General features: G+C 68.4%; 19 protein-coding genes. 10 read left to right on the plus strand and 9 right to left on the minus strand.

Annotation, left to right across the window (positions count from 1 at the left end; translation table 11 throughout):
* Positions 1-31: 31 nt before the first annotated feature.
* Entirely contained in the window at positions 32-1,396 is a 1,365-nt protein-coding gene (locus FA90_RS13060) for a cell wall metabolism sensor histidine kinase WalK (protein WP_036169339.1), read from the minus strand.
* Entirely contained in the window at positions 1,380-2,078 is a 699-nt protein-coding gene (locus tag FA90_RS13065) for a response regulator transcription factor (RefSeq protein WP_036169341.1), read from the minus strand. The genes FA90_RS13060 and FA90_RS13065 overlap by 17 nt, the downstream gene beginning before the upstream one ends.
* A gap of 200 nt (positions 2,079-2,278) precedes the next feature.
* On the opposite strand from FA90_RS13065, the gene FA90_RS13070 reads away from it, so the two are divergent.
* From FA90_RS13070 to FA90_RS13085, 4 genes are read left to right on the plus strand one after another with little or no spacing between them, the layout of a single operon-like run.
* Complete coding sequence (locus FA90_RS13070) at positions 2,279-2,650, plus strand: hypothetical protein (RefSeq protein ID WP_156116700.1); 372 nt, start codon at positions 2,279-2,281, stop codon at positions 2,648-2,650.
* Positions 2,651-2,658: 8 nt separating this feature from the next.
* Positions 2,659-3,927: a TolC family protein gene (locus FA90_RS13075; protein ID WP_081933837.1), complete on the plus strand. Its 1,269-nt coding sequence runs from the start codon at positions 2,659-2,661 to the stop codon at positions 3,925-3,927.
* On the plus strand, positions 3,924-5,075 hold the full coding sequence (locus FA90_RS13080; RefSeq protein WP_036169347.1) for an efflux RND transporter periplasmic adaptor subunit: 1,152 nt from the start codon (positions 3,924-3,926) through the stop codon (positions 5,073-5,075). Before FA90_RS13075 ends, FA90_RS13080 begins: the two co-directional genes overlap by 4 nt.
* Positions 5,065-8,157 carry an efflux RND transporter permease subunit gene (locus FA90_RS13085; RefSeq protein ID WP_036169349.1) on the plus strand — a complete coding sequence of 1,031 codons (3,093 nt, stop codon included), beginning with the start codon at positions 5,065-5,067 and terminating at the stop codon, positions 8,155-8,157. The genes FA90_RS13080 and FA90_RS13085 overlap by 11 nt, the downstream gene beginning before the upstream one ends.
* Before the next feature lie 21 nt (positions 8,158-8,178).
* Here FA90_RS13085 and FA90_RS13090 read toward each other — a convergent pair whose 3' ends face one another.
* From FA90_RS13090 to FA90_RS13100, 3 genes are all read right to left on the minus strand, one after another.
* Positions 8,179-9,264 carry a DUF4380 domain-containing protein gene (locus FA90_RS13090; protein ID WP_036169351.1) on the minus strand — a complete coding sequence of 362 codons (1,086 nt, stop codon included), beginning with the start codon at positions 9,262-9,264 and terminating at the stop codon, positions 8,179-8,181.
* Positions 9,265-9,315: 51 nt separating this feature from the next.
* Positions 9,316-10,917, minus strand: a complete 1,602-nt coding sequence (locus FA90_RS13095; protein ID WP_051971767.1) for a DUF3943 domain-containing protein — start codon at positions 10,915-10,917, stop codon at positions 9,316-9,318.
* 109 nt (positions 10,918-11,026) lie between these two features.
* Entirely contained in the window at positions 11,027-12,226 is a 1,200-nt protein-coding gene (locus FA90_RS13100; protein ID WP_036169353.1) for an aminotransferase class I/II-fold pyridoxal phosphate-dependent enzyme, read from the minus strand.
* A gap of 585 nt (positions 12,227-12,811) precedes the next feature.
* Here FA90_RS13100 and FA90_RS13105 point away from each other — a divergent pair.
* Genes FA90_RS13105 through FA90_RS13115 form a run of 3 tightly spaced genes read left to right on the plus strand, consistent with a single transcriptional unit; the run spans position 12,812 to position 17,264 of the window.
* Positions 12,812-14,182: a carbohydrate porin gene (locus tag FA90_RS13105; protein WP_081933838.1), complete on the plus strand. Its 1,371-nt coding sequence runs from the start codon at positions 12,812-12,814 to the stop codon at positions 14,180-14,182.
* Positions 14,183-14,197: 15 nt separating this feature from the next.
* Complete coding sequence (locus FA90_RS13110) at positions 14,198-15,931, plus strand: ABC transporter permease subunit (RefSeq protein WP_036169354.1); 1,734 nt, start codon at positions 14,198-14,200, stop codon at positions 15,929-15,931.
* A 19-nt stretch (positions 15,932-15,950) separates the two neighbouring features.
* The gene (locus FA90_RS13115) at positions 15,951-17,264 is read left to right on the plus strand and encodes a nitrate/sulfonate/bicarbonate ABC transporter ATP-binding protein (protein WP_036169356.1); all 1,314 of its coding nucleotides are present in this window, start codon (positions 15,951-15,953) and stop codon (positions 17,262-17,264) included.
* A gap of 16 nt (positions 17,265-17,280) precedes the next feature.
* On the opposite strand, the gene FA90_RS13120 is transcribed toward FA90_RS13115, so the two are convergent.
* The 4 genes from FA90_RS13120 to FA90_RS13135 are packed head-to-tail and all read right to left on the minus strand — an operon-like array spanning position 17,281 to position 20,500.
* Positions 17,281-17,727, minus strand: coding sequence for a hypothetical protein (locus FA90_RS13120; protein ID WP_239700729.1), 447 nt, complete (start codon positions 17,725-17,727; stop codon positions 17,281-17,283).
* A complete protein-coding gene (gene rph, locus FA90_RS13125; protein WP_036169363.1) occupies positions 17,724-18,470 on the minus strand; it encodes a ribonuclease PH in 747 nt (248 codons plus the stop codon). The genes FA90_RS13120 and rph overlap by 4 nt, the downstream gene beginning before the upstream one ends.
* A gap of 30 nt (positions 18,471-18,500) precedes the next feature.
* Positions 18,501-19,421: a PP2C family serine/threonine-protein phosphatase gene (locus tag FA90_RS13130; RefSeq protein ID WP_036169366.1), complete on the minus strand. Its 921-nt coding sequence runs from the start codon at positions 19,419-19,421 to the stop codon at positions 18,501-18,503.
* Between the two features lie 20 nt (positions 19,422-19,441).
* Complete coding sequence (locus tag FA90_RS13135; protein WP_036169368.1) at positions 19,442-20,500, minus strand: serine/threonine-protein kinase; 1,059 nt, start codon at positions 20,498-20,500, stop codon at positions 19,442-19,444.
* A gap of 120 nt (positions 20,501-20,620) precedes the next feature.
* Between FA90_RS13135 and FA90_RS13140 the strand changes: the two genes are divergently transcribed.
* The 3 genes from FA90_RS13140 to rpoZ all read left to right on the plus strand — a co-directional run bounded on the left by FA90_RS13140 (position 20,621) and on the right by rpoZ (position 22,524).
* Positions 20,621-21,508: a YicC/YloC family endoribonuclease gene (locus tag FA90_RS13140; protein ID WP_036169370.1), complete on the plus strand. Its 888-nt coding sequence runs from the start codon at positions 20,621-20,623 to the stop codon at positions 21,506-21,508.
* A 124-nt stretch (positions 21,509-21,632) separates the two neighbouring features.
* Positions 21,633-22,277 carry a guanylate kinase gene (gene gmk / locus FA90_RS13145; RefSeq protein ID WP_036169372.1) on the plus strand — a complete coding sequence of 215 codons (645 nt, stop codon included), beginning with the start codon at positions 21,633-21,635 and terminating at the stop codon, positions 22,275-22,277.
* A gap of 43 nt (positions 22,278-22,320) precedes the next feature.
* A complete protein-coding gene (rpoZ, locus tag FA90_RS13150) occupies positions 22,321-22,524 on the plus strand; it encodes a DNA-directed RNA polymerase subunit omega (RefSeq protein WP_036169375.1) in 204 nt (67 codons plus the stop codon).
* Positions 22,525-22,636: the final 112 nt, after the last annotated feature.

The raw sequence follows: 22,636 nt of genomic DNA on the forward strand, positions 1-22,636 counted from the left end.
CGGGAAAGGCGATATTCTACCGCCGTGCGCTTCAATGCGCCGGAAACACCAGGCTCACCTCCAGCCCCGGCGCGGCGTTGCGCAGGCGGACGCGCGCCCCGTGCAGCTGCGCGATCGCGGTCACGCTCGACAGGCCCAGGCCGTTGCCCGGCAGGTGGCGGCTCTGGTCGACGCGGTAGAAACGCTGGCACAGCTTGTCGATGTCCTGTTCCGGCACGCCGGGGCCGTAGTCGCGCACCGAGACCACCGCCTCGTGCTGGTCGCGGCGTACGCCGATGTCGACGTGGACGCCGCTGCGCGCGTACTTGATCGCATTGTCGATCAGGCTCGCCAGCGCACTGGCCAGCAGGTCGCGGTCGCCGCGGATCGGCACCGGGACCTCGCCGCTGTAGCGCAGCAGCACGCCCTGCTCGTCCGCGACCAGCTCGTACAGCTCGCTCATGTCGCGCGCGATCGCCGCCAGGTCGAGCGTGTCGAAGTTACGCGTGCGCACCCCGGTCTCGGCGGCGGCGATCTGCAGCAGCTTGTCGAACAGGGAAATGACGTTGTCGATCTCTTCGATCGCCAGGCGCGCATCGCCGACCAGCGCATGCGGGTCCGCAGCCGCCTGCAGCGCGCGCTCCAGGCGCGAGCGCACGCGCGTGACCGGCGTGCGCAGATCGTGCGCGATCGAGTTCGAGACGTGGCGCACGCCTTCCATCAGCGATTCGATCCGGTCCAGCATCTGGTTGATGTCGGCGCCCAGGCGCGCGAATTCGTCGTTGCCGGTCACGGTGATCCGGCTGGACAGCTCGCCGGCGGCGATACGCGCGGCGGTGCGGCGGATGCGCCCGATGCGCGCCTCGATCAGGCGGCGGAACAGCTGGGCGCCGGCGAAGGCCAGCAGCAGCGACACCGCGACGCTGATCAGGAGCGCGTGCTCGACCACGGCACGGATGCCATCCAGCTCGCTCAGGTCACGTCCGACCACCAGGCGCCAGCCGCCGTCCAGCGACAGCACCAGCAGGCGCACCGAGACCGGCCCGCTGCCCCGGTCCATGGTGTCGAACACCAGCTGGCCGGACGCCGGCAGCACCCCGCGCCAGCGCGGCAGGTTGCCGGCGACCACGCGGCCCTGGACGTCGAGCAGGCCGACCAGTTCGGTATCGCTGTCGATGCGGTCGTGCAGCTGCTGGTCGATCTGGCGCTCGACCGCGCCAATGCCGCCGGTGCGCCAGGCCGCTTCCATGCGCCCGCCGATCATGTGGATCTTGTTGTCCAGCGAGCGCTCGAACACGCCGACGGTGCCGAAGTAGAAGATGCTGGACAGCGCGGCGATCGCCAACGCCACCAGCAGGCCGTAGCCGACCGCCAGGCGAGCGGCGATCGAACCCTTGAGGCTAAGCCGCGGCGCCATAGCCCGAGCTGCTCAACACATAGCCGGCGCCGCGCACCGTGTGGATCAGGGGCGGTTCGAAGTCCTTGTCGACCTTGCTGCGCAGGCGGCTGATCTGGACGTCGATCACGTTGGTCTGCGGGTCGAAATGGTATTCCCAGACGCCTTCGAGCAGCATGGTGCGGGTGACGATCTGGCCCTCGTGGCGCATCAGGTATTCGAGCAGGCGGAATTCGCGCGGCTGCAGGTTGATGGTCGCGCCCTGGCGCGTGACGCGCATGGTGCGCAGGTCGAGCTTGAGGTCGGCCACCTGCAGCTGGTTGACGTCGCGCGACCAGGTAGAGCGGCGCGCCAGGTTCTCCACGCGCGCCAGCAGCTCGGATAGCACGAACGGCTTGGCGAGATAATCGTCGCTGCCGGCGCGCAGGCCGCGCACGCGCTCGTCGACGTTGTTCAGGGCCGACAGGATCAGCACCGGCGTGGCGTCGCCGCGCGCGCGCAACTGTTCCAGCAGGCCCAGGCCGTCGACCTGGCCGGGCAGCATGCGGTCGAGCACCACGACGTCCCAGCGGCGCTCGCGCAGCTGGACGCCGCCCTCGGTGCCGTCGCCGGCGGCGGCCACGACGTAGCCGGCCGCGCGCAGGCTGTTGCACAGGTAGTCGCGGGTTTCCGTATCGTCTTCGATGACTAGGCAGTGTGGCATGGCGCAGAGTATAAAACCAAACGGTCCAGTATAGGCTAGTGGCGCGGCGCCAGCCATTACCGATCGTTAATCTAATCGATGCCCACAACACCGGCGGCGACCGGATTACGAGTCAGCAATGATTACGCGATCGTAATCGGCAGACCCCGGGGATAGACCTATGATCGCCTCGCTTTCGTTCATCCATCCGCGAGGTTCCCATGCGCAGCATCACTGTCTCGTCTCTTCTCGCCTTGTGCGCGCTGCTGTCGGCCTGCGTCGGGCCGGTCCCCAATGAACGCGTCGATTGGGCACACGGCGCGAGCTACGGCCGCGTGCTCGAACTCCTGACGCCGCAGGCGGCAGCGGCCAAGCTGCTCACTTGTCTGGGCGGCGCTCCGGCGCCGGCCGGCACGGCTTACGCGATGGTCCGCTACCGTCGCACCCGTCTGCAGCACAATGTCGTCGCCGCCGTGCCGGACGGCCTGGCGCTGCGGGTCGGCGACGAAGTCGAGCTGTGGCCCGAAGACTGTGACCGGGGCCATCCCGCACATGTCGGACGCGTGCTGCCGCCACTGCCGGTCCATCCTTGAGGCGCACCATGTTTCGCCTTGCCCAACTCGTGCCGGGGCTGCTGGTGGCGGCGCTGGGATTGCCGGCACATGGCCAGGCCCTGCGTCTCGACCAGGCGCTCGCGCTGGCCCGGCAGCACAACCATGATCTGCGCCTGGCGGCGATCGCCACCGACAGCGCGGCCGCCGCGGTCACAAGCGCGGCGGCCGCGCCCAACCCGGTGCTGACGCTGCAGACCATGAACATCAATCCGGCGGCCGGGATCGGCGCCGGTTCGCTGCGCAGCAAGACCGTCGACAGCACGGTGCGCGTCGACCAGCTGGTCGAGCGCGGCGGCAAGCGCCGCCTGCGTACCGCCGCGGCCGAGCTGCAGCGCGACGCCGCCCAGGCCGACCTGGCCGATACGCGCCGCCAGCTGCTACGCGACGTTGGCGCAGCCTACTACGACCTGCTGGCGGCCCAGGAGCGCGCGGCGATCACGCGCGACGCCGCGGCGCTGGCCTCGAATGCGCTCGACGCGGCCGAGACACGCCGCCGCGCCGGCGACCTGGCCGGCGCCGATACCGCGCGCCTGCGCGTCGACGCGCTGCATGCCCGCAACGACGCCGACGACGCCGACGCCGACCTGGACGAGGCCCGGCGCTCGCTGGCGCTATTGCTCGGCCTGGATGCACCCGAACGCCTGAGCGCGGTCGATTCCTGGCCGGCGATGCGCGCCGGCGGCGCCGACGCCGAAGCCGATGCCGCCGTGGAAGCGCGTGCCGACGTGGCCGCTGCGCGCGCCCGCGCCGGCGCCGCGCAGGCATCGCGCGACCTGGCCGTGGCCGGTCGCACCCGCGATGTCACGGTCGGGGTGCAGTTCGAACACTACCCGGTCAGCGCCGCCAACCCTCAGGGGACCGGCAACAGCGTCGGCGTGGCCCTGCAGGTGCCGCTGTTCGTCCGCTACGGCATGCAGGGAGAAATTCGCAGCGCCGAAGCAGCGCTCGACGCCGCCAACGAAACGCTGGAAAAGACGCGCCAGGCCGCGCGCGCCGACATCGGCCGCGCGCGCGCCCAATCGAGCGCCGCCGGCGCGCGCGTGGCGCGCTACGACAACGAGATCCTGCCTGCCGCGCGCAAGGCGCTGGACGCCGGCGAATTCGCATTCGCGCGCGGCGCCATGAGCGTGATGGACGTGCTGGACGTGCGCCGCGCCTGGCGCGCAGCCCAGCTCGAGGCCCTCGCCGCGCACGCGGAACTGGCCAAATCCCTGGCGTCGCTGGACGCCGCACTGTCGCGAGAGCATACGCAATGAATACCCGAATCACCGTTACCGCCGTCGCGCTCGCGCTGGGCGCCCTGGCTGGCGTCTTCGTCTGGCACGGTACGGCGCCGGCACGTACGGCCCCTGCCGCGCCCGCCGCCAAACCTCGGTCCGAACCCGGCCTGGTGCGCTTTGCCGCTGACGACCCGCAGCTGTCGTTCCTCAAGCTGTCCGCGGTCGACGCGCGCGCCCTTCCGCTGGCCGAGCCGGTGGCCGGCCGCATCGCCTATGACGAGGGCCGCACCAGCCGTATCGCTTCCCCTGTGCTGGGCCGCGTGACCGCGCAGCACGTGGAAGTCGGCGACAGCGTCCGCGCCGGCCAGCTGCTGGCCGAACTCGATTCGCCCGACTTGGCCGGCGCCCAGGCCGATGCGCGCAAAGCCGATGCGGACGAGGAGCGCAAGCGCCTGGCACTGGCGCGCGCCAAGGAACTGGTGGACGCCGACGTCCTGGCGCGCAAGGACTACGAGAACGCCGACGCCGACCTGCGCCAGGCCGATGCCGAAGCGCGCCGCGCGCGCCAGCGCATCGGCAACCTGCACGCCGACAGCGCAGTCGACGGGCGCTTCCGCCTGCGCGCGCCGATTGCCGGCGTGGTGGCCGACAAACAGATCAACCTCGGACAGGAAGTGCGTCCCGACCAGGCCAATGCGCTGCTGGTGATCAGCGACCTGCGCCGCGTATGGGCGATCGCCGACGTGCCCGAGCGCGTCGCAGTTCACCTGCACCCCGGCCAGCCGGTCGCGCTGGAGACCGACGCCTGGCCCGGCGAGACCTTCCACGGCGTCATCGGACGCATCGGCGTCGCGGTCGATCCGGCCACCCGCCGCGTGCAGGTGCGTTGCGAGCTGGACAATGCGGATGGACGCCTCAAGCCAGACATGTTCGCGCGCATCGCCTTCGTTCAGGATGGGGCGGCGCGCGCCGTGCCGGTACCGAACACCGCCCTGATCACCGAAGGCCTGTACAACTACGTGTTCGTCGAACGCGCCCGCGGCACCTTCGAGAAACGGCGCGTGCACGTGGCACTCGGCGGTCCCGCGCAAAGCTGGATCGACAGCGGTCTCGATCCACACGAGCGCATCGTCACCGAAGGCGCGCTGCTGCTGGGCGCGGAAAGTGCGAACCATGCTGGCTAAGCTGATCGACGCGATCTTGCGCCAACGCGTGGCGGTGCTGTTCCTGACCGCCTGCCTGGTCGCCATCGGCTGGCGCGCCCTGGACGACCTGCCCATCGAAGCCTTCCCCGACGTGCAGGACGTGCAGGTGCAGGTCGTGACGCAGCTGCCCGGTCAGGCGGCCGAGGAAATCGAACGTGTGCTGACCCTGCCGATCGAGCGCGAACTGTCCGGCGTGCCGCGTCAGACCCAGCTGCGGTCGGTCAGCATCGGCGGCTTGTCTGTCGTGACGCTCACCTTCGCCGACGGAACCGACGACTATTTCGCGCGCCAGCAGGTCAACGAGCGCCTGCAGAACGTGACCCTGCCGCCGGGCGTACAGCCCTCCCTGGCGCCGCTGTCGACCGCGGTCGGCGAGGTGTTCCGCTACGTTCTGCAAACGCCGCCCGACATGCCCGAGAACGAGGTGCGCGCGCTGCAGGACTGGACCCTGCGGCCGGCTTTGCGCGCGGTGCCGGGCGTGGCCGACGTGGTCGGTTTCGGCGGCACCGTCAAGGAATATCAGGTGCAGGTCGATCCACTGCTGCTGAACCGCTACGGCGTGACGCTCGACCAGGTGCGTCAGGCGCTATCGAACGCCAGCGCCAACGCCGGCGGCGGCCTGGTGCGGCGCGGCGACGAGGCGCTGGTGGTACGCGGTATCGGCATCTTCGAGCAAATCGAGGACATCGGCCGCACCGTGGTCAGCGCCAGCAACGGCCGCACGGTGCTGGTCGGCGACGTCGGCGAGGTCGCGATCGGCCACAGTCCGCGCTCGGGAGTGGTCGCCTTCAACCGCCAGGACAGCGTGGTCGAGGGCATCGTCCAGATGAGCAAGGGCGCCGACGCCGCCAAGGTGGTGGCGGACGTGAAAGCGGCGGTCGACCGGCTCGGCGCACGCCTGCCTGCCGGCGTACGCATCATGACCATTTACGACCGCAGCGACTTGATCGACCATACCGTGCACACCGTCGCCGAGAACCTGGTGGTGGGCGCACTGCTGGTGATCGCCATCCTGGTGGCATTCCTGGGTAACTGGCGCGCTGCGCTGATCGTGGCGGCGGTCATCCCGCTGTCGCTGCTGTGCGCCTTCATCGTGCTCGACGCGCGTGGCATCCCGGCCAACCTGATCTCGCTCGGTGCGGTCGACTTCGGGATCATCATCGACAGCGCCGTGGTGCTGGTCGAGGCGCTGCTGGTGCGCCTGCACCTGGAATCGCGCGCGACGCGAGAGCCGCGCGCGGCGCCGGACGCCACGGTGCGCGACACCGTCGCGAGCCTGGGCAAGCCGATCCTGTTCGCCAAGGCGGTGATCGTGGTGGCGTTCATCCCGATCTATACCTTCCAGCGCGTCGAGGGCAAGATCTTCGCGCCAGTCGCGTTTACGCTCAGCTTCGCCATGTTGGGCGCGCTGCTGCTGACGATGACCCTGGTGCCGGTGCTGCTGGCCTGGGCCAATCGCAAGCGGCCGCTGCGCGAGCGGCCCAACCGTTGGCTGCCTCGTCTGCAGGCGAGCTACCGCGCGTTGCTGCTGCGCGCCTGGCCGCGCCGTCCGACGGTGTTCGGCGCTTCGGCCGCGCTGCTGGGCGTGACGCTGGCGCTGGCGCCGCTGCTCGGCAGCGAATTCCTGCCCAAGCTCGACGAGGGCAACCTGTGGCTGACGATCGAATTGCCGGTCTCGAGTTCGATCGAGACCACGCGCGCGATCGAGGCACGCGTACGCGCGATCCTGCAGTCGTATCCCGAGGTCGGCAACATCGTCTCGCATGTCGGGCGCCCCGACGACGGCACCGACCCGAAAGGGCCGAACAACATGGAAATCCTGGCCGACCTGGCGCCGCACGCCCGCTGGCGGTTCGCCGACAAGGACGCGCTGGTCGCCGACATCTCGCGCCGCATCCACATGCTGCCCGGCGTCCCAACCAATTTTTCCCAGGTCATCGAAGACAACGTCGAGGAAGCGCTGTCCGGCGTCAAGGGTGAGATCGCGGTCAAGCTGTACGGCCCGGACCTCGCGGTCCTGGGGCGCAAGGCAGAGCAGGTCGCTGGCATCCTGCGTGGCATCCAGGGCGCGGCCGACGTCGAGGCGGTGCGCATCGGCGGCCAGAGCGAACTCGACGTGCAGATCGACCGCGCACGCATCGCCCGCCTCGGCCTGAACGTGGCCGACGTAAACGCCGCGATCCAGGCGGCGCTCGCCGGCATCGCGGTCAGCCAGTTCTACGAGGGCGACCGGCGTTTCGACCTGACCCTGCGCCTGCAGGACAAGGACCGCGCCTCGCTGGACGGCATCGGCGCGCTGCAGATCGCCCTGGCCGGAGGCGGCAGCGTGCGCCTGGCCGACGTCGCCACCATCGGCACGCGCCAGGGCGCCTCGCGCATCAGCCGCGAGGACGGCGAACGCAACGCCTCGGTCAAGGCCAACCTGCTCGGGCGCGACCAGGGCAGCTTCGTCGCCGAGGCCCAGCGCAAGGTGGCCGAGCGAGTGGTGCTGCCGCCCGGCTACCGCATCGCCTGGGGCGGCCAGTTCGAGAACCAGCAGCGCGCCGTCAAGCGCCTGCGCGTGATCGTACCGCTGACCGCGTTTTTGATCTTCGCGCTGCTGTTCGGCGCGTTCCGCTCGGTGGCGCGCGCGCTACTGGTGCTGGCGATCGTTCCGTTCACGCTGGTCGGCGCGCTGGCCGGGCTGGGACTGGCCGGGCTTCACTTCTCGATCTCGGCGGCGGTCGGCCTGATCGCCGTGGCCGGCATCGCGGTGCAAAACGGCGTCATCATGGTCGAGCAGATCGTCGAGCTGCAGGCGGCCGGGGGCGCGCCCTGGCCCAGCGCGGTCGAGGGCGCAGTCGCGCGCCTGCGGCCGATCCTGATGACCGCGCTGATGGCCGGCCTGGGCCTTTTGCCGGCCGCGCTGTCGCACGGGATCGGCTCGGAGACCCAGCGTCCGTTCGCGGTGGTGATCGTCGGCGGCGTGGTATCGGCCACGGTGTTCACGCTGCTGTTGCTGCCGCTGGCCTACCCCTGGTTCGCGCGCATGCGCACGGCCGCGCAGGCGAATGCGGCCTGAAAACGCCCGCTGTGCAGCGGCCTACCGCCCCGCGCCGATCCCGCCCAGCCCCAGCGCCCGCGCATGCGCACGCAGGAACGCCACGTGCGCGGCGCGCGTGTCCGGGCCGTCGTAGGGCAGCAGCGTCCAGGTTTCCGCCGCCGCCATGCGCGCGCCCGGCGCCAGCTGGCGGTACGGCGCGTGCACTTCCATCTCGAGCAGGCCTTTGCCCAGGTCGTCGGCCGGGTAGTCGTTGTACAGCTCGACCTGGCCCTGGTCGGGATGGATCGCCGCACGCGGCTGCAGCGCGAACTGGATAAGCAGCACCTGGCCGGCGTGGAAACCGGCCATCCACCCGCTCGAGGGCTGCAGCAGCATCTTGCCGTTGCGGTGGCGCCGGTCCGCTTCCGGCGCCGGCATGTCGATCGAGAACAGGCCGTCGGCCAGCGTCCAGGTCAGCGGCACCCAGTCCGGCTTGGGCTCGACCGCCTGCTGGCGCACGTCGGCGCGGCTGGCCACCGGCACGTACACGCGCGTGTCGCCGTGCGCGCGCGTGTTGAACCACAGGTCCCAGGCCACCTGGCGCTCGCGCCGGTTGACCGCGCCCACGTCCAGCTGCAGGCTGTTCGGCTTGCCCGGCACCAGGCTGAAGCGCTTGTCCAATTGCAGGCCGTTGACCGGGCTGGCCGGACCGGTGAACGCAATGCTCGCGGCGTCGGCGTGCGCGAGCGTGTAGCGCGCCAGGCTGAGGTAGGGATCGGGCGGCCACGGGGCGTGTGCGGCGGCGCGCGCGGGATTGACATCCTGGTGCGTCCACCACTGCTTTTGCGGGCCGGCCCAGATCTCGTGGCCCATCCAGCCGACGTTGGGCGCGTCGGCATCGACCCTCGCGGCCGGATCGCCGGCGGCCAGGTCGACCTTCAGGAAATTGGGCTGGCCGGCCAGCGCGAACGACAGCAGGCGCCCGCCGATGGCCTCGGTGACGGTGGCCTGGACGGCGCCGCTGTCCAGCGTGTGGGTCGGGATCGGCGCCGGGGTTGGCGCCGAAGCGGCGGGCGGCGCGGACTGGACCCCGGCCGAAGCGGTTGCGATGGCCAGCGCCAGCGAAGCGGTGCGTGTTGTCGACATGGGATCCGATGCTGAGCAGTGATGCGCCAGCTTAGCAAAATGCCGCCGGGCTTACCAGTTCACGACGCCGAAGCCCTTGGCCTCCTGGTACACGTAATACAGCCCGAGCGTGTCGCGCCGCTGGTGTCCCGCGGTGACGTCGGGGAAATCGAAGTTGCGGCGCGAGGTGATGTAGCGCAGCGCCAGCGCGTGGTTGCCGGAGATGCGCCAGGTCAGCGAGGCGTCGGCACGCACCACGCGGTCGGTGCCGCCGGTCTCCGAGTTGCTCAGGCGGCCGTTGAAGAATTCGCGTGCGGTGGTATCCAACAGCAGGTTGTTGCCCATCACCAGGCGCAGCGACACCATCGCCTCCGGCGCGAAGCCGTAGTTGTACTCGCGATCCGAGGTGCCGCGCACGGTGCCGGTCGAGGTGTAGCCCATGCCGCCCGAGGCATGGCCCTGCAGCACCAGCGCGTCCGACATGCGCCACTGGGCGTTGCTGCCGAGCGAGACCGCGGTGCTGGCCACGCGGAACAGCTGCGGCGCGATGTAGTCGTAGCTGCCGTAGATGCCGAGGATGCCGCGCAGGTCGCTTCCCGCCGCGTACGGCCCGCCGAACAGCAGGCCGCGCGTGCCGAGCGTCTCGATGCCGCCCAGGGTCGAGGCGCGCAGCTGGAAGCGGAAATAGTCGAACGGACGGCGGTACTCGTACCCGGGCTTGCCGGGCAGGCCGTAGTCGAGCAGGAAATCGACCGCGGCTTCGGTGCGCGCCGGCGTGGCCGCGGGCCCGGCCTCGGTCTTGATCGCGGTGCCGGCGCCGGCCTGCCAGCGCCAGTACAGCGCGGGGTTGTTGCTGGCGAACAGATCGGAACCGCGCCCGGGCCGCATCGACCGGTTGACGAACAGCGCCGGCGAGATCACGCCCATCGCCAGCGCGCGCTCGCCCGGGTCGAGGCCATAGCCCTGCTCCATCACCAGGTTGGCCATGCGGTACAGCGCTTCGCCCAGGAAGGTGCCGCCGAAGCTGGTGGTGATCTGGTCGTTGCGCGACGGCCGGGTGCTCTCGCCGGCGACTTCCCACACCGCGCTGCCGCCGAATGCGTAGCCCATCGATTCCCAGAAGTTCAGGCCATTGCTGCGCGCGATGTTGTAGTACACCGAGCCCTGGTACGGGTGGCCGAGCTGGTTGACCTCGAACGGGTCGCGGTCGACCACCCAGCTGCTGTGCAGGTTGCGCCGGATGGTACCGAGCGTGACGTGATAGTCCGGGCCGGCGAAGGCGTTGTCGAAGCGGTTCAGCGCGACCTGGAAGCCGAGGATCTCGAGCGCCGCCGCGCCGTAGCCCTTGTAGGCCTTGCCGTTCTTGTCGAACTGCGGCGCCGACTGGGTTTGCGGCTGCGGGCCGGGCGTGGAGACGTACGGCAAGCCGGTCTGCGGATCGAGCTGCGGGCTGGCGTCCCTGGTGCCGGCCCCGTGATCGAGCTGGGATCCGGGCTGCGCCATGGCAGGCTGCAGGCCGTCGCGCCGGGCTTGCTGGACGGCCTGCACGGCTTGTTCGAAGGTGAGGTCGGCGGCATAGCCGGATGCGGCGTGGGCGGCCGGCGCTAGGCCGGCGGCCAGCGCGGCGCCGATCGCCAGGCGCAGGCGCGCGTGGCGGGAAAGCGGGTTGTTCATCGATCGTAGCGCCCGGGCAGACGGGCGGCAATGTTGTCTGGTTGCTACGATCTTAGAAGAGAATGGCTTCCGGTGGCGCGCCGCTGAGTTGCCGGCGCGACGACCGGATTCAGGCGATATGGGCCAGCCGCCCCATCACCTCGACCACGCGGTCGATCTGCGCATGGGTGTGGGCCGCGTTGAGCATGAAGCGCAGGCGCGCCTGGCCCACCGGCACCGCCGGGAACTGGATCGAATCGACGTGGATGCCTTCTTCGCGCAGGGCACGCTGGAAGAACTGGCAGCGCTTGGCGTCCTTGACCAGCACCGGCACGATCGGGGTGCTCGTGGAGGTCAACTCGAAGCCCAGCGGACGCATGCGCTCGACGAAATAGCGCTGGTTGTCCCACAGGCGCGCGCGCCGCTGCGGCTCTTCTTCCAGCAAATCGAGCGCGGCCAGCAGCGCATTGGCCTGGTCCGGCGGCGGCGGGCAGGTAAAGCCGTAGGCCGAGCTGGTCAGGCGCAGTACGTCGGCCATCTCGCGTTCCAGCGCGACGAAGCCGCCGATCGCGCCCAGCGCCTTGCTCAAGGTCCCCATCTGCATGATGGTCGGGCTGTAGCAGCCGTAGTGCTCGGAGGTGCCGCCGCCGTTGGCGCCCAGGATGCCGGTGGCGTGGGCGTCGTCGATGTACAGGATGGCGCCGTATTTCTCGGCCAGCCCGGTCAGCTCGGGCAGCGGCGCGATCGTGCCTTCCATGCTGAACACGCCGTCGCTGACGATGATCGGGCTGATCCCGTCGGCCGCCTTCAGCAGCGACTCGAGATGGTCCATGTCGGCGTGGCGGTAGGTGTGCTTGTCGGCACCCGACATCAGGATGCCTTCGCGGATGCTGATGTGGTTGTACTCGTCGGTGAAATAGGCGTACTTGCGCCGCTTTTTCGGACGGAAGCCGTGCAGGCGCGCCAGCATGCCGGCCTTGACCAGCGTCGACAGCACGCCGATGTTGGCCATGTAGCCGGTCACGAACAGCACCGCGTCGGTCTTGTGCTTGAGGTTGCCGAGGCGGCGCTCGAGCTCGCGGTAGACCGGCAGGTCGCCGCCCAGCAGGCGCGACTCGCAGTTGCCGACGCCGTAGCGGTCCAGGCCATCCTTGGCCGCCGCCACCAGGCGCGGGTGGTTGGCCAGGGCCAGGTAATTGTTGGTGCTGAAGGAGACGGCGGCCTCGCCGTTGACCTTGAAAACCGGGTCCGGCAGGGTGTCGTGCACCGCCGATTCATGGTGGAGGGCGTGGCTTTGCAGCCAGTCGGCGATATCGCTCAGGTCGTGCATGGTGTTCGTATGGTGGATCGATGGGATTCGGGCGGGACTGGTGCGGGGATATCTCTTGCTGTGGACGCAGGTGTGACCTGTTGCCCCGTGTGAGAAGTATAGATGACCGTGCCTTGCGTAAATATTACGATGCGGTAATGTGACACCGCCGCGCAACAGCCGTCACGCGTGCGCCACAATGCTCGCTTACGATGGCGGCGCGGCCTACCGGAATACTGTTGCAGCCGTCGTTCCTGGGCGCATTTTTCCTTGACGCTAGAAAGGATGGCAACTTAGAATCCGAGGGTTTTTATTTTATGGAGCCCCTTTCATGGGCACTTGTTCGAGTGGCAGTTGTAGCCGGCGTAACGCTGGCCCGGCCCCGGCAAGATAACGTCGCGGAACCGCCTGGTTCCCGCAGGATTCCTTCCTCCTGCCGTCATCTCGCCCGAGGCAGATGATGGTATCCGCTGTCCCGGCCCGCGCCGGGCCTCCCGAATTCCGACAACAATCCATTGATGCTGCGGCCGGCTTCCCGTGCGAAGCCGGCCTCATCGCGAAAGCAAGCGCGAATGAAAGGTATGCCGTTCGACGACGGAGATACCTATGTTTCGACTGCAACACAACTTGCTGAAGCTGGCGGCCCTGGCCGCCCTCGCCGGCGTTCGCCAGGCCGATGTGCTGGCGCAAGCCCAGGACCTGGCCGCCGACACGCAGGCCGACGCGCATGCCGACACGCCGGAAGCCTGGAACGTACACGGCCAGAGCACCTATATCTGGCAACTCAAACCGTCTTTCCCCGCCCCCTACACCGGGCCGGAAAGCCTGCTGCCGCAACGCGAGACCGCTTATTCCTTCAGCGGCACCCTCGCCTTCGGCTGGCGCGCCTGGGAGGGCGGCGAGCTGTATGTCGACCCTGAGGTCGTACAGGGCAAGGCCCTGTCCGGGCTGCACGGCCTGGGCGGGATGACCAATGGCGAGCAACAGAAGACCAGCGGCACCAACCCGACCTTCTACCGCGCCCGCCTGTTCCTGCGCCAGACCTGGAACCTGGGCGGCGACCCGGTCAAGGTCGAGTCGGACATGAACCAGGTGGCCGGCACCGTGTCGAGCCGGCGCCTCGTGCTCACCGCCGGCAATTTCGCGCTGAACGACGTCTTCGACAACAACGCCTATGCCCATGACGCACGCGGCCAGTTCATGAACTGGGCTCTGCTCGACGCCGGCGCCTACGATTTCGCCGCCGATGCGCGCGGCTATACCTGGGGCGCGGCGATCGAATACATCGACGGCGACTGGGCGATCCGCTACGGCCGCTTCCTGCAGCCGGCCGAATCGAACGGGCTGCCGCTCGACAAGCGTATCTTCAAGCACTACGGCGACCAGGTCGAACTCGAGCACGGCCACAAATGGCTCGGCCAGGACGGCAAGATCCGCCTGCTGGCCTTCCGCAACCGAGCGCGCATGGGCGCGTTCCGCGACGCCCTGGCCGAGGCGCCCGACAACGGTGGCGTGCCGGACGTGGCGCGCGTGCGTACCGAGCGCAGCAAGATCGGCTTTGGCGTGAACCTCGAGCAAGGACTGGCGCAGGACGTCGGCGTGTTCGCGCGCGCCAGCTGGAATGACGGCCGGTCGGAAACCTATTCCTTCACCGAGATCGAGAACGCCTTGTCTGCCGGCGTCGGCGCCGGCGGAGCGCGCTGGGGTCGCGCCGACGACAACTTCGGTGTCGCATGGGTGCGCAACGGCCTGTCCAAAGACCACCGCGATTACCTGGCGGCGGGCGGCGTGGGCGCCTTCATCGGCGATGGCCGCCTCGACTATCGGCCCGAGCAGATCGCCGAAAGCTATTATCGGATCGGCCTCGGCCATGGACTGCAGGCCTCGGTCGACTACCAGCACGTCGTCAACCCCGCCTACAACGCGAGGCGCGGGCCGGTCAACGTAGGCTCGATCCGCCTGCACGCTCAGTTTTAGGAAACAAGGAAGCCCATGTTCGAACTGTTCACTCCCGGCCGCACCGGCCGCTCCTTCCTGGCCTCGACCCCGAACCGCTGGGACTGGGCGCTGCTGCCGATCGTGCTGGCCGTGCTGGCCGCGGTCGCCTATGGCGGCATGCAGATGGCGCGCCCGTTCACGCTCGGCCAGCCGACCCCGATCTCGCTCGACCCGAGCTACCTGCCCTACTACCTGCTGCGCACCATCCTGCGCATGTTCACGGCGCTCGGCTGCGCGCTGCTGTTCACCTTCGCCTTCGCCGCGATCGCCTCGCGCTACCGCGCCGCCGAGAAGTTCATGATCCCGCTGCTGGACGTGCTGCAGTCGGTGCCGATCCTGGGCTTCCAGGCGATCGCGATCGCGCCTTTCATCGCCCTCTTCCCCGGCAACCTGCTGGGCGTCGAATGCGCGGCGATCTTCGCGATTTTTACATCGCAGGCGTGGAACATGGCGTTTTCGCTGTACCAGTCGATGAAGACGATTCCGCCCGAGCTGGGCGAGGCGGCGCGCGTGTTCCGCCTGTCGCCGTGGCAGCGCTTCTGGCGCCTGGAACTGCCGTACGCCATGCCGGCCCTGCTGTGGAACATGATGATGTCGATGTCGGGCGGCTGGTTCTTCCTGGTCGCGGCCGAGGCCATTTCCGTGGCCAACCAGGACATCAAGCTGCCGGGCATCGGCGCCTACATCGCGGTGGCGATCGACCAGAAGAGCGGGCGCGCCATCGCCTGGGCGATCGGCGCCATGTTCGCCGGCATCCTGCTGTACGACCAGCTGTTCTTCCGCCCACTGCTGGCCTGGGCCGACAAATTCCGCTTCGAGGAATCGCAGGGCGACAGCGCCCAGCAATCCTGGCTGCTCGACTGGGGCCGGCGCAGCGTCTGGATGCGCGCGCTGACCGACCGCATGTGGGCCGCCGGCGCGCGTTCGCTCGGCTGGTTCAGCCTCAAGCCCGACAGCGACGCCGTGGCCGCGCCTGCGCCGCGGCGCCTGAACGTCAACCCGCGCCTGTGGGACCTGCTGTTCGGCGTCATCGCGCTGGCCGGCATCTGGCGCTTCGTGCTGTTCATCCACAGCCAGGTCGGCTGGGGCGAGGCGGCGCACGTGGTCGGCCTGGGCCTGATCACGCTGGCGCGCGTGATGCTGCTGATCGCGCTGGCCTCGCTGATCTGGGTGCCGGTCGCGGTCTGGATCGGCCTGCGCCCGCGCTACGCGCAGAAGGTGCAGGCGCTGGCGCAGTTCCTGGCGGCCTTCCCGGTCAACCTGATGTTTCCGCTGGTGGTCTACGCGCTGGTGCACGCGCACCTGTCGCCCAACGTCTGGCTCAGCCCCCTGATGGTGTTTGGCACCCAGTGGTACATCCTGTTCAACGTGGTGGCCGGCGCCTCGACGCTGCCGACCGAGCTGCGCCTGGCGGCCGACAACCTCGGCCTGACCGGCTGGCTGAAATGGAAGCGCGTGTACCTGCCGGCGGTGTTCCCGAGTTTCGTCACCGGCGCGATCACCGCCAGCGGCGGCTCCTGGAACGCCAGCATCGTCGCCGAGTACGTCACCTGGGGCAAGACCACGCTGGTGGCCGATGGCCTGGGCAGCTACATCAAGCAGATGACCGATGCCGGCGACTTTCATCGCATCGCGCTCGGGATCGCGGTGATGTGCGTGTTCGTGATGGTGTTGAACCGGTTCTTCTGGCGTAAGCTTTACTTGTTGGCCGAAGACCGCAGCCGTTGATCAGATTAAGGAGCTTGACATGGAAAACAACAAATTGATCGACCTGCGCGGCGTCAGCAAATCCTTCCGCAGCCCGGACGGCTCGCCACGCACGGTGCTGGAAGGCGTCGACTTCGCGCTGGCAGAAGGCGAGATCGTGGCCCTGCTCGGCAAGTCCGGCTCGGGCAAGTCGACGCTGCTGCGCATCATCGCCGGCCTGGCCCAGGCCGACGCCGGCATGACGCACTACCGCGGCCGCCCGATCCGCGGCCCGGTGTCCGGCATCGCCATGGTGTTCCAGTCGTTCGCGCTGTTCCCGTGGCTGACCGTGCAGCAGAACGTCGAACTCGGGCTGGAAGCGCAAGGCGTCGCGCCCGAGCAGCGCCGCGAACGCGCCGACGCCATGCTCGAGCTGATCGGCCTGGCCGGCTTCGGCGGCGCGCTGCCGCGCGAACTGTCGGGCGGCATGCGCCAGCGCGTGGGCATCGCGCGCGCGCTCGTGACCAACCCCGACGTGCTGCTGATGGACGAGGCGTTTTCGGCGCTCGACGTGCTGACCGGCGAGACGCTGCGCAACGACATCCTCGAACTGTGGGACGACAGCCGGATCCCGACCAAGGGCATCCTGATCGTCTCGCACAACATCGAGGAAGCGGTGATGATGGCCGACCGCATCATCATCCTGTCGAGCGACCCGGGCCGCATTCGCAATGAAATCAAGATCGGCCTGCCGCGCCCGCGCGACGCCGATTCGCCGGCGGTGCGCGCACTGATCGACGAGGTGTACGGCCTGATGACGATGCGCGCGGCGCCGGCCCCGGTGCCGGGCGTGCCGGGGGTGCCGGCTGCCGCGCGGGTCGACTACCGCCTGCCGGACACCGACGTGGCGCGCATCGAGGCCGTGCTCGACCTGCTGGCGGCCAGCCCGTACGACGGCCGCGCCGACCTGCCGCAGCTGTCCGAGGACACCGAACTGCCCGACGAGGAGCTGTTCCCGGCCTACGAGGCGATGGTACTGCTCGGCCTGGCCCACGTCGAACGCGGCGACATCGCCTTGAGCGCGCTCGGACGGCGCTATGCCGAGGCCGAGCACACGCTGCGTCAGACCATGTTCGGCCAGCAGCTGCTCGAACACGTCCCGCTGGTGGCGCGCATCCGCCAGCAGCTCGAGGACGAGCCCAACGGCGCGCTGCCGGAAGAGCCGTTCCTGGAACTGCTGGAAGAAAGCATGGAGGCCGAGGAAGCCAAGCGCATGCTGGAAGTGGCGATCGAGTGGGGCCGCTTCGGCGAGGTGTACGAGTACGATTACCACACCGGGCGCTTGAACCTGCCGGAGCCGGAGCAGGAGACCTGACGCGGCTGCTGGCACTTCAGGCCCGGCGGCGCGGCCGCCAGGTGCTCCACCCGATCAGCCACAGCAGCGCCGCCTGGATCGGCAGGCGCAGCCACAGCGCCCACAGCGGCACGTGGAACAGTTCCGGCCGTTGCAGCATGTAGATGTGGGCCGGCGTCACCGCCAGGGTCAGCAGGACCAGGCCGACGCCGGCGGCACGGCGCGCCCACGGCAGCAGGATACCGGCCGCGCCGAGCAGTTCGAACACGCCGCTGACCCATACCGCCGCCACCGGCCAGGGAATATAAGGCGGCACGATGGTCGCTTCGAGCGCGGTGGCGGCGAAATGCATGATCCCGCCCGCGAAGAACCAGACGAACACGATTCCCAGGCCGAGCAGCTGGCCGTTGCCGACCTGGCGCGTGCGCCAGGCATCGCGCCAGCTCGGCCAGCCCGGCCAGCTGGGCCCGCCCGGTGCGCTCATGCGCCGGCCAGGTCCAGCGCACCCTTCTGCAGCGCCACCAGCTCGCGGATGCCCTTGTCGGCCAGGTCCAGCAGCCGGTTCATGCCGGCGCGGTCGAACGCCGCGCCCTCGGCCGTGCCCTGCACCTCGACGAAACTGCCGTGCTCGGTCATCACCACGTTCATGTCGGTGTCGCAGCCGGAATCCTCGACGTAGTCCAGGTCCAGCACCGGCACGCCGTCCACTACGCCGACCGAGATCGCCGCGACGAAGTGCCGCACCGGCACCGCGGCGATCGCGCCGCGCGCCACCAGGCGCGAGAACGCGTCATACGCGGCGACCATGGCGCCGGTGATCGACGCGGTGCGGGTGCCGCCGTCGGCCTGGATCACGTCGCAATCCAGGTGCAGGGTGCGCTCGCCGAAGGCTTCCAGGTCGAACGCCGCGCGCAGCGAGCGGCCGATCAGGCGCTGGATCTCCTGGGTGCGGCCGGACTGCTTGCCGCGCGCCGCCTCGCGGTCCATGCGGCTGTGGGTGGAACGCGGCAGCATGCCGTATTCGGCGGTCAGCCAGCCCTGCCCTTTGCCCTTCAAGAAGCCCGGCACCTTGTCTTCGATGCTGGCGGTGCAGATCACCTTGGTGTCGCCGCATTCGATCAGCACCGAGCCCTCGGCGTGCTTGGTGTAGTGGCGGGTGATGCGAATGGCGCGCAGCTGGTCGTCGGCGCGGCCGCTCGGGCGCGCATGGGTTTGACTGACGGTCATGAAGATCCTTGGTTGGGTAAATCGAATAAACTATTTGAGCAGTTGCGACGACTTCTCGATCGCCTGGTTGATCTCGGCGATCGCTTTTTCGATGTCGTCTTCGTCGAACGGGTCGGTGTCCGAGTCGGCGCCGGACAGGCGCGTCGTCACCTCGCCCTCGGTCAGCATCTGGGTGGAGACGATGCTGGCGTCGCCGGCGTCAAGCGTGGCGCCGGCGCCCTGCCACTGGATCGCCAGCGCGGTGGTGTTGTCGGCGCGGCTGCCGGCGATCGCGGTGGCCATGGCGATCATGTCCGGCACCGCCTGCACGATCGTGTGGGTCGAGAGCTGGTGCACGATCTCGCTGTCGGGCAGCACGCCCCACAGGCCGTCGGAGCACAGCAGCAGCACGTCGCCGGGCTCCAGGCTGGACTGGCGCGACAGCTCGACCCTGGGCGGCATCGACGCCCCCAGGCAGTTGTACAGCTTGTTGCGGTCGGGGTGGGTATTGCGTTCGGACTCGTGGGCCTGGCCCTTGGCGATCAGGTGTTCGAGGTGCGAGTGGTCGCGCGTGCGCGCCAGGATCTGGCCGCGCCGCAGCCAGTACAGGCGCGAATCGCCGCAGTGCGCCCACACCGCGCAGTTGTGCTGCACCAGGCAGGCGACGATGGTGGTGCGCGGCGACTCGGGCAGTGCGCGCTCGCGCGTGTAGCGCCGGATCGCATCGTGCGCCGCCTCGAAGGCTTCCTGCAGGAAGCGCTCGGGCTTTTTCACGTACGGCGCGGCCTGGGCGCGAAACAGCGCCGACATGGTCTGCAGCGCCAGCGTGGCCGCGACTTCGCCGCGCGCGTGCCCGCCCATGCCGTCCGCCAGCACCAGCAGCAGCGCGTCGCGCGTGTAGCTGTAGCCCATGCGGTCCTGGTTGACCTTGCGTCCGCCGATCTGGCTTTGCTGGTAGACGGAAAACTGCATTGCTGTCCTTTTCGTTCGTTTCAGGCCCGGCGCTTGAAGGCGCCGAGGCGTTCGACCAGTCCGCGCCAGCCGGAGGACGCGCGCGCTTGCTCCGGCTGCGCCGGCGCATCCTTGTCATTCTCGCCGGCGCCGCCTTTGCGCGCTCCCTTGCTGCCGCTTGTGCTGGTGTTTCTGCTGCCGGCGGCAAGCGCCTGCAGGCTTTTCTGCACCGCGAACACGCTTTGCGGACGCGCCAGCGGATCGAGCGCCAGGCAGGCCCCGACCAGTTCGACCAGGGCGCTCGAGTACGCGCCGCCGGCGGCCAGCTGGGCCAGGCGCGGCGTCATCGGGTCGGCGCCGTTGTCCGGTTTGCGCGCATTGGCCGGCGTCGGCGGGGCGCCGGTCATGCAGGCATACACGGCCGCGCCGATGCTGTAGATGTCGGTCCACGGTCCCAGCGGCTGGCCTTTCGCATACAGCTCGGGCGCCGCGAAGCCGGGGGTGTACATCGGCGCCAGCGTCGGGATGTCGCTGTTGAGGGTCTGGCGCGCGGCGCCGAAGTCGAGCAGGATCGGCGTGCCATCCAGGCGCAGGTAGATGTTGGCCGGCTTCAGGTCCAGGTGCAGCAGCTTGTTGGCGTGGACCTCGCGCAGGCCCGCGCACACGCCCGCGAACGCCTGCTGGATGAAGCCCTCGGGCACGCGGGCGCCGCGCGCCGCCTGGCGGCCGATGTGTTCCTGCAGCGAGTGGCCCGATTCGTAGGCCATCACCATGTACACGGTATCGTTGCCGCGAAAGAAATTCTGCACCCGCACCACGTTCGGGTGGACGATGCGCGCCAGCGCCCTGCCCTCTTCGAAAAAGCACTTCAGGCCGATGCGGAACACCGGCAAATTCGTCTTGGAAATGCTGGGCGCCAGCTCGCCGGGCTGGCGCAGCGCGAGGGCGCTGGGCAGGTATTCCTTGATGGCGACCGCATTGCCTTCGCCGTCATATGCTAAATAAACAATACTGAACCCACCGGACGCAATTTTCTTTACAATGCGATATCCGCCAATTTCCAGCCCATCGGGCAGGGGCGCGTTATTTTGTGCAGCCATGTGGGAAGTATTCCTTGTCAAACACGGCGATTGTGTGGATAAATCTGCGCTTTGTAAAGAATAAGGGAAGCCTCTGGACAGGCTTGCCGGAAACCGGGGACTCCATTGAGCATTTCTAGCATGACAGGTTATGCGGTCGCCACCAGCGAAGGCGCTGCGGGCACGTTGACGATCGAGATCAAAAGCGTGAATTCACGCTTCCTCGACCTCCAGTTCCGCATCAACGACGAACTGCGCGCGCTGGAACCGGACCTGCGCGCGGCGATCATGGGCGCGATCACGCGCGGCAAGGTCGAGGTTCGCCTGTCGTTCGGGCGCAAGGCGAGCACCGGCTCGCAGGCGCTCAACCAGGATCTGCTGGCCGACCTGGCGCGGCTGCAGACCGAGGTGACCCGCCACTTCGTCTCGGCGCCGCTGATGACTGTTGCGGAGTTGCTGCGCTGGCCCGGCGTCGTCGAGGAAGCGCAGATCGGCCAGGAATCGCTGCAAACCGACGTTGCCGCGCTGACCGCCAAGACCATCGCCGCTTTCGTCGACAGCCGCCAGCGCGAAGGCGCGGCCCTGGCCACGATGCTGCTGTCGCGCATTGATTCGATGGAAGCGATCGTCAAGCGCATCACGCCGCTGATCCCGCAAGTCATCGCGCAATTCCAGCAAAAGGCGATCGAGCGGATGCAGGACGCCCTCGGCCTGGCCGGCCACGGCAATCCGCAGGTGCTGACGCGCCAGGAAGTATTCGAGCGCATTCGCCAGGAAGTCACGCTGTACGGCATTCGCATCGACGTCTCGGAAGAATTGTCGCGCCTGTCCGCGCACCTGAACGAGACCCGCCACATCCTGAAAAAAGGCGGCCAGGTCGGCAAGCGCCTCGACTTCATGATGCAGGAACTGAACCGCGAAGCCAATACGCTGGGCGCCAAGGCGTCGGTCAAGGAACTGGCGGACGCGTCGATGGAGCTCAAGCTTTTGATTGAGCAAATGCGCGAGCAGGTTCAGAATCTCGAATAATTATTGACGCCAGGTCGCCGTACTAACCCAGTCGTACCGAACGCGTGCACAGCCCGGCTGTTCACGCGTTTCATGTTTATCGAACCAACGTTTAGCGAACCAACAAAGTAGCAAAGGAATTAACATGCTCCCCACCGCCTTCTCCGGCAGCCTGTTCGTCGTCGCCGCCCCGTCGGGCGCCGGCAAGTCGACCCTGGTCAATGCGCTGCTCAAGCAGGAACCGGGCATCAAGCTGTCGATCTCGACCACGACGCGTCCGCCGCGCCCGGGCGAACAGGATGGCCGCGAATACCACTTCACCACCGCCGAAGACTTCGTGGCGCGCGCCGACCGCGGCGAATTCCTGGAATGGGCCGAGGTGCACGGCAATTACTACGGCACCAGCCGCCTGAGCGTGGAACAGGAGATGAAGACCGGCACCGACATCCTGCTGGAAATCGACTGGCAGGGCGCGCGCCAGGTGAAGAAGCAATTTCCGGCCGCGGCCGGCATCTTCATCCTGCCACCGTCGATCGAGGCATTGGAAGAGCGTTTGAACAAGCGCGGCACGGACGAACCGCACATCATCACGCGACGTTTGCTGGCAGCGGGCGGCGAGATCGCTCACGCTCCCGAGTTCGAGTATGCTATCATCAACGAAGAATTTAACGTTGCCCTGTCGGAACTCCAGGCGATCGTCAAAGCGACCCGCCTGCGCTTTGCCCAACAAGCCGCGCGCAACGCATCGCTGTTTGCCCAGTTGGGAATCCACGTACACCAGCAATCCTGACCTGCTCCGGCAGGCGTCAGCTATTTTTATTTAGGAGTAGACCATGGCCCGCATCACCATCGAAGATTGCCTGAAGACCGTCCCGAACCGTTTCCAGCTGACCCTGGCCGCCACTTACCGCGCGCGCCAGCTGCTGCAGGGTCACACCCCGAAAGTCGAAGCCAAGGACAAGCCGACCGTCGTCGCGCTGCGCGAAATCGCCGCGGGCAAAGTTGGCCTGGAGATGCTCAAAAAGGTCCCGATGTAAGTCGGAAATCCGATAAACCTACTGCGCGTTGCACTGTCGGTTGGCGATGCTCGCTGTACATTCGTACAGCTGCGCTTCTCAACCAACATTGCGGCCGCTCGCTACGGTTTCT

Source organism: Massilia sp. 9096 (genome assembly GCF_000745265.1).
GTDB lineage: Bacteria > Pseudomonadota > Gammaproteobacteria > Burkholderiales > Burkholderiaceae_D > Telluria.

Excerpts from the sequence above, each read along its gene's own strand:
- FA90_RS13060 (WP_036169339.1), bottom strand. The coding sequence starts at position 1,396 with ATGGCGCCGCGGCTTAGCCTCAAGGGTTCGATCGCCGCTCGCCTGGCG.
- FA90_RS13065 (WP_036169341.1), bottom strand. The coding sequence starts at position 2,078 with ATGCCACACTGCCTAGTCATCGAAGACGATACGGAAACCCGCGACTAC.
- FA90_RS13070 (WP_156116700.1), top strand. The coding sequence starts at position 2,279 with ATGCGCAGCATCACTGTCTCGTCTCTTCTCGCCTTGTGCGCGCTGCTG.
- FA90_RS13075 (WP_081933837.1), top strand. The coding sequence starts at position 2,659 with ATGTTTCGCCTTGCCCAACTCGTGCCGGGGCTGCTGGTGGCGGCGCTG.
- FA90_RS13080 (WP_036169347.1), top strand. The coding sequence starts at position 3,924 with ATGAATACCCGAATCACCGTTACCGCCGTCGCGCTCGCGCTGGGCGCC.
- FA90_RS13085 (WP_036169349.1), top strand. The coding sequence starts at position 5,065 with ATGCTGGCTAAGCTGATCGACGCGATCTTGCGCCAACGCGTGGCGGTG.
- FA90_RS13090 (WP_036169351.1), bottom strand. The coding sequence starts at position 9,264 with ATGTCGACAACACGCACCGCTTCGCTGGCGCTGGCCATCGCAACCGCT.
- FA90_RS13095 (WP_051971767.1), bottom strand. The coding sequence starts at position 10,917 with ATGAACAACCCGCTTTCCCGCCACGCGCGCCTGCGCCTGGCGATCGGC.
- FA90_RS13100 (WP_036169353.1), bottom strand. The coding sequence starts at position 12,226 with ATGCACGACCTGAGCGATATCGCCGACTGGCTGCAAAGCCACGCCCTC.
- FA90_RS13105 (WP_081933838.1), top strand. The coding sequence starts at position 12,812 with ATGTTTCGACTGCAACACAACTTGCTGAAGCTGGCGGCCCTGGCCGCC.
- FA90_RS13110 (WP_036169354.1), top strand. The coding sequence starts at position 14,198 with ATGTTCGAACTGTTCACTCCCGGCCGCACCGGCCGCTCCTTCCTGGCC.
- FA90_RS13115 (WP_036169356.1), top strand. The coding sequence starts at position 15,951 with ATGGAAAACAACAAATTGATCGACCTGCGCGGCGTCAGCAAATCCTTC.
- FA90_RS13120 (WP_239700729.1), bottom strand. The coding sequence starts at position 17,727 with ATGAGCGCACCGGGCGGGCCCAGCTGGCCGGGCTGGCCGAGCTGGCGC.
- rph (WP_036169363.1), bottom strand. The coding sequence starts at position 18,470 with ATGACCGTCAGTCAAACCCATGCGCGCCCGAGCGGCCGCGCCGACGAC.
- FA90_RS13130 (WP_036169366.1), bottom strand. The coding sequence starts at position 19,421 with ATGCAGTTTTCCGTCTACCAGCAAAGCCAGATCGGCGGACGCAAGGTC.
- FA90_RS13135 (WP_036169368.1), bottom strand. The coding sequence starts at position 20,500 with ATGGCTGCACAAAATAACGCGCCCCTGCCCGATGGGCTGGAAATTGGC.
- FA90_RS13140 (WP_036169370.1), top strand. The coding sequence starts at position 20,621 with ATGACAGGTTATGCGGTCGCCACCAGCGAAGGCGCTGCGGGCACGTTG.
- gmk (WP_036169372.1), top strand. The coding sequence starts at position 21,633 with ATGCTCCCCACCGCCTTCTCCGGCAGCCTGTTCGTCGTCGCCGCCCCG.
- rpoZ (WP_036169375.1), top strand. The coding sequence starts at position 22,321 with ATGGCCCGCATCACCATCGAAGATTGCCTGAAGACCGTCCCGAACCGT.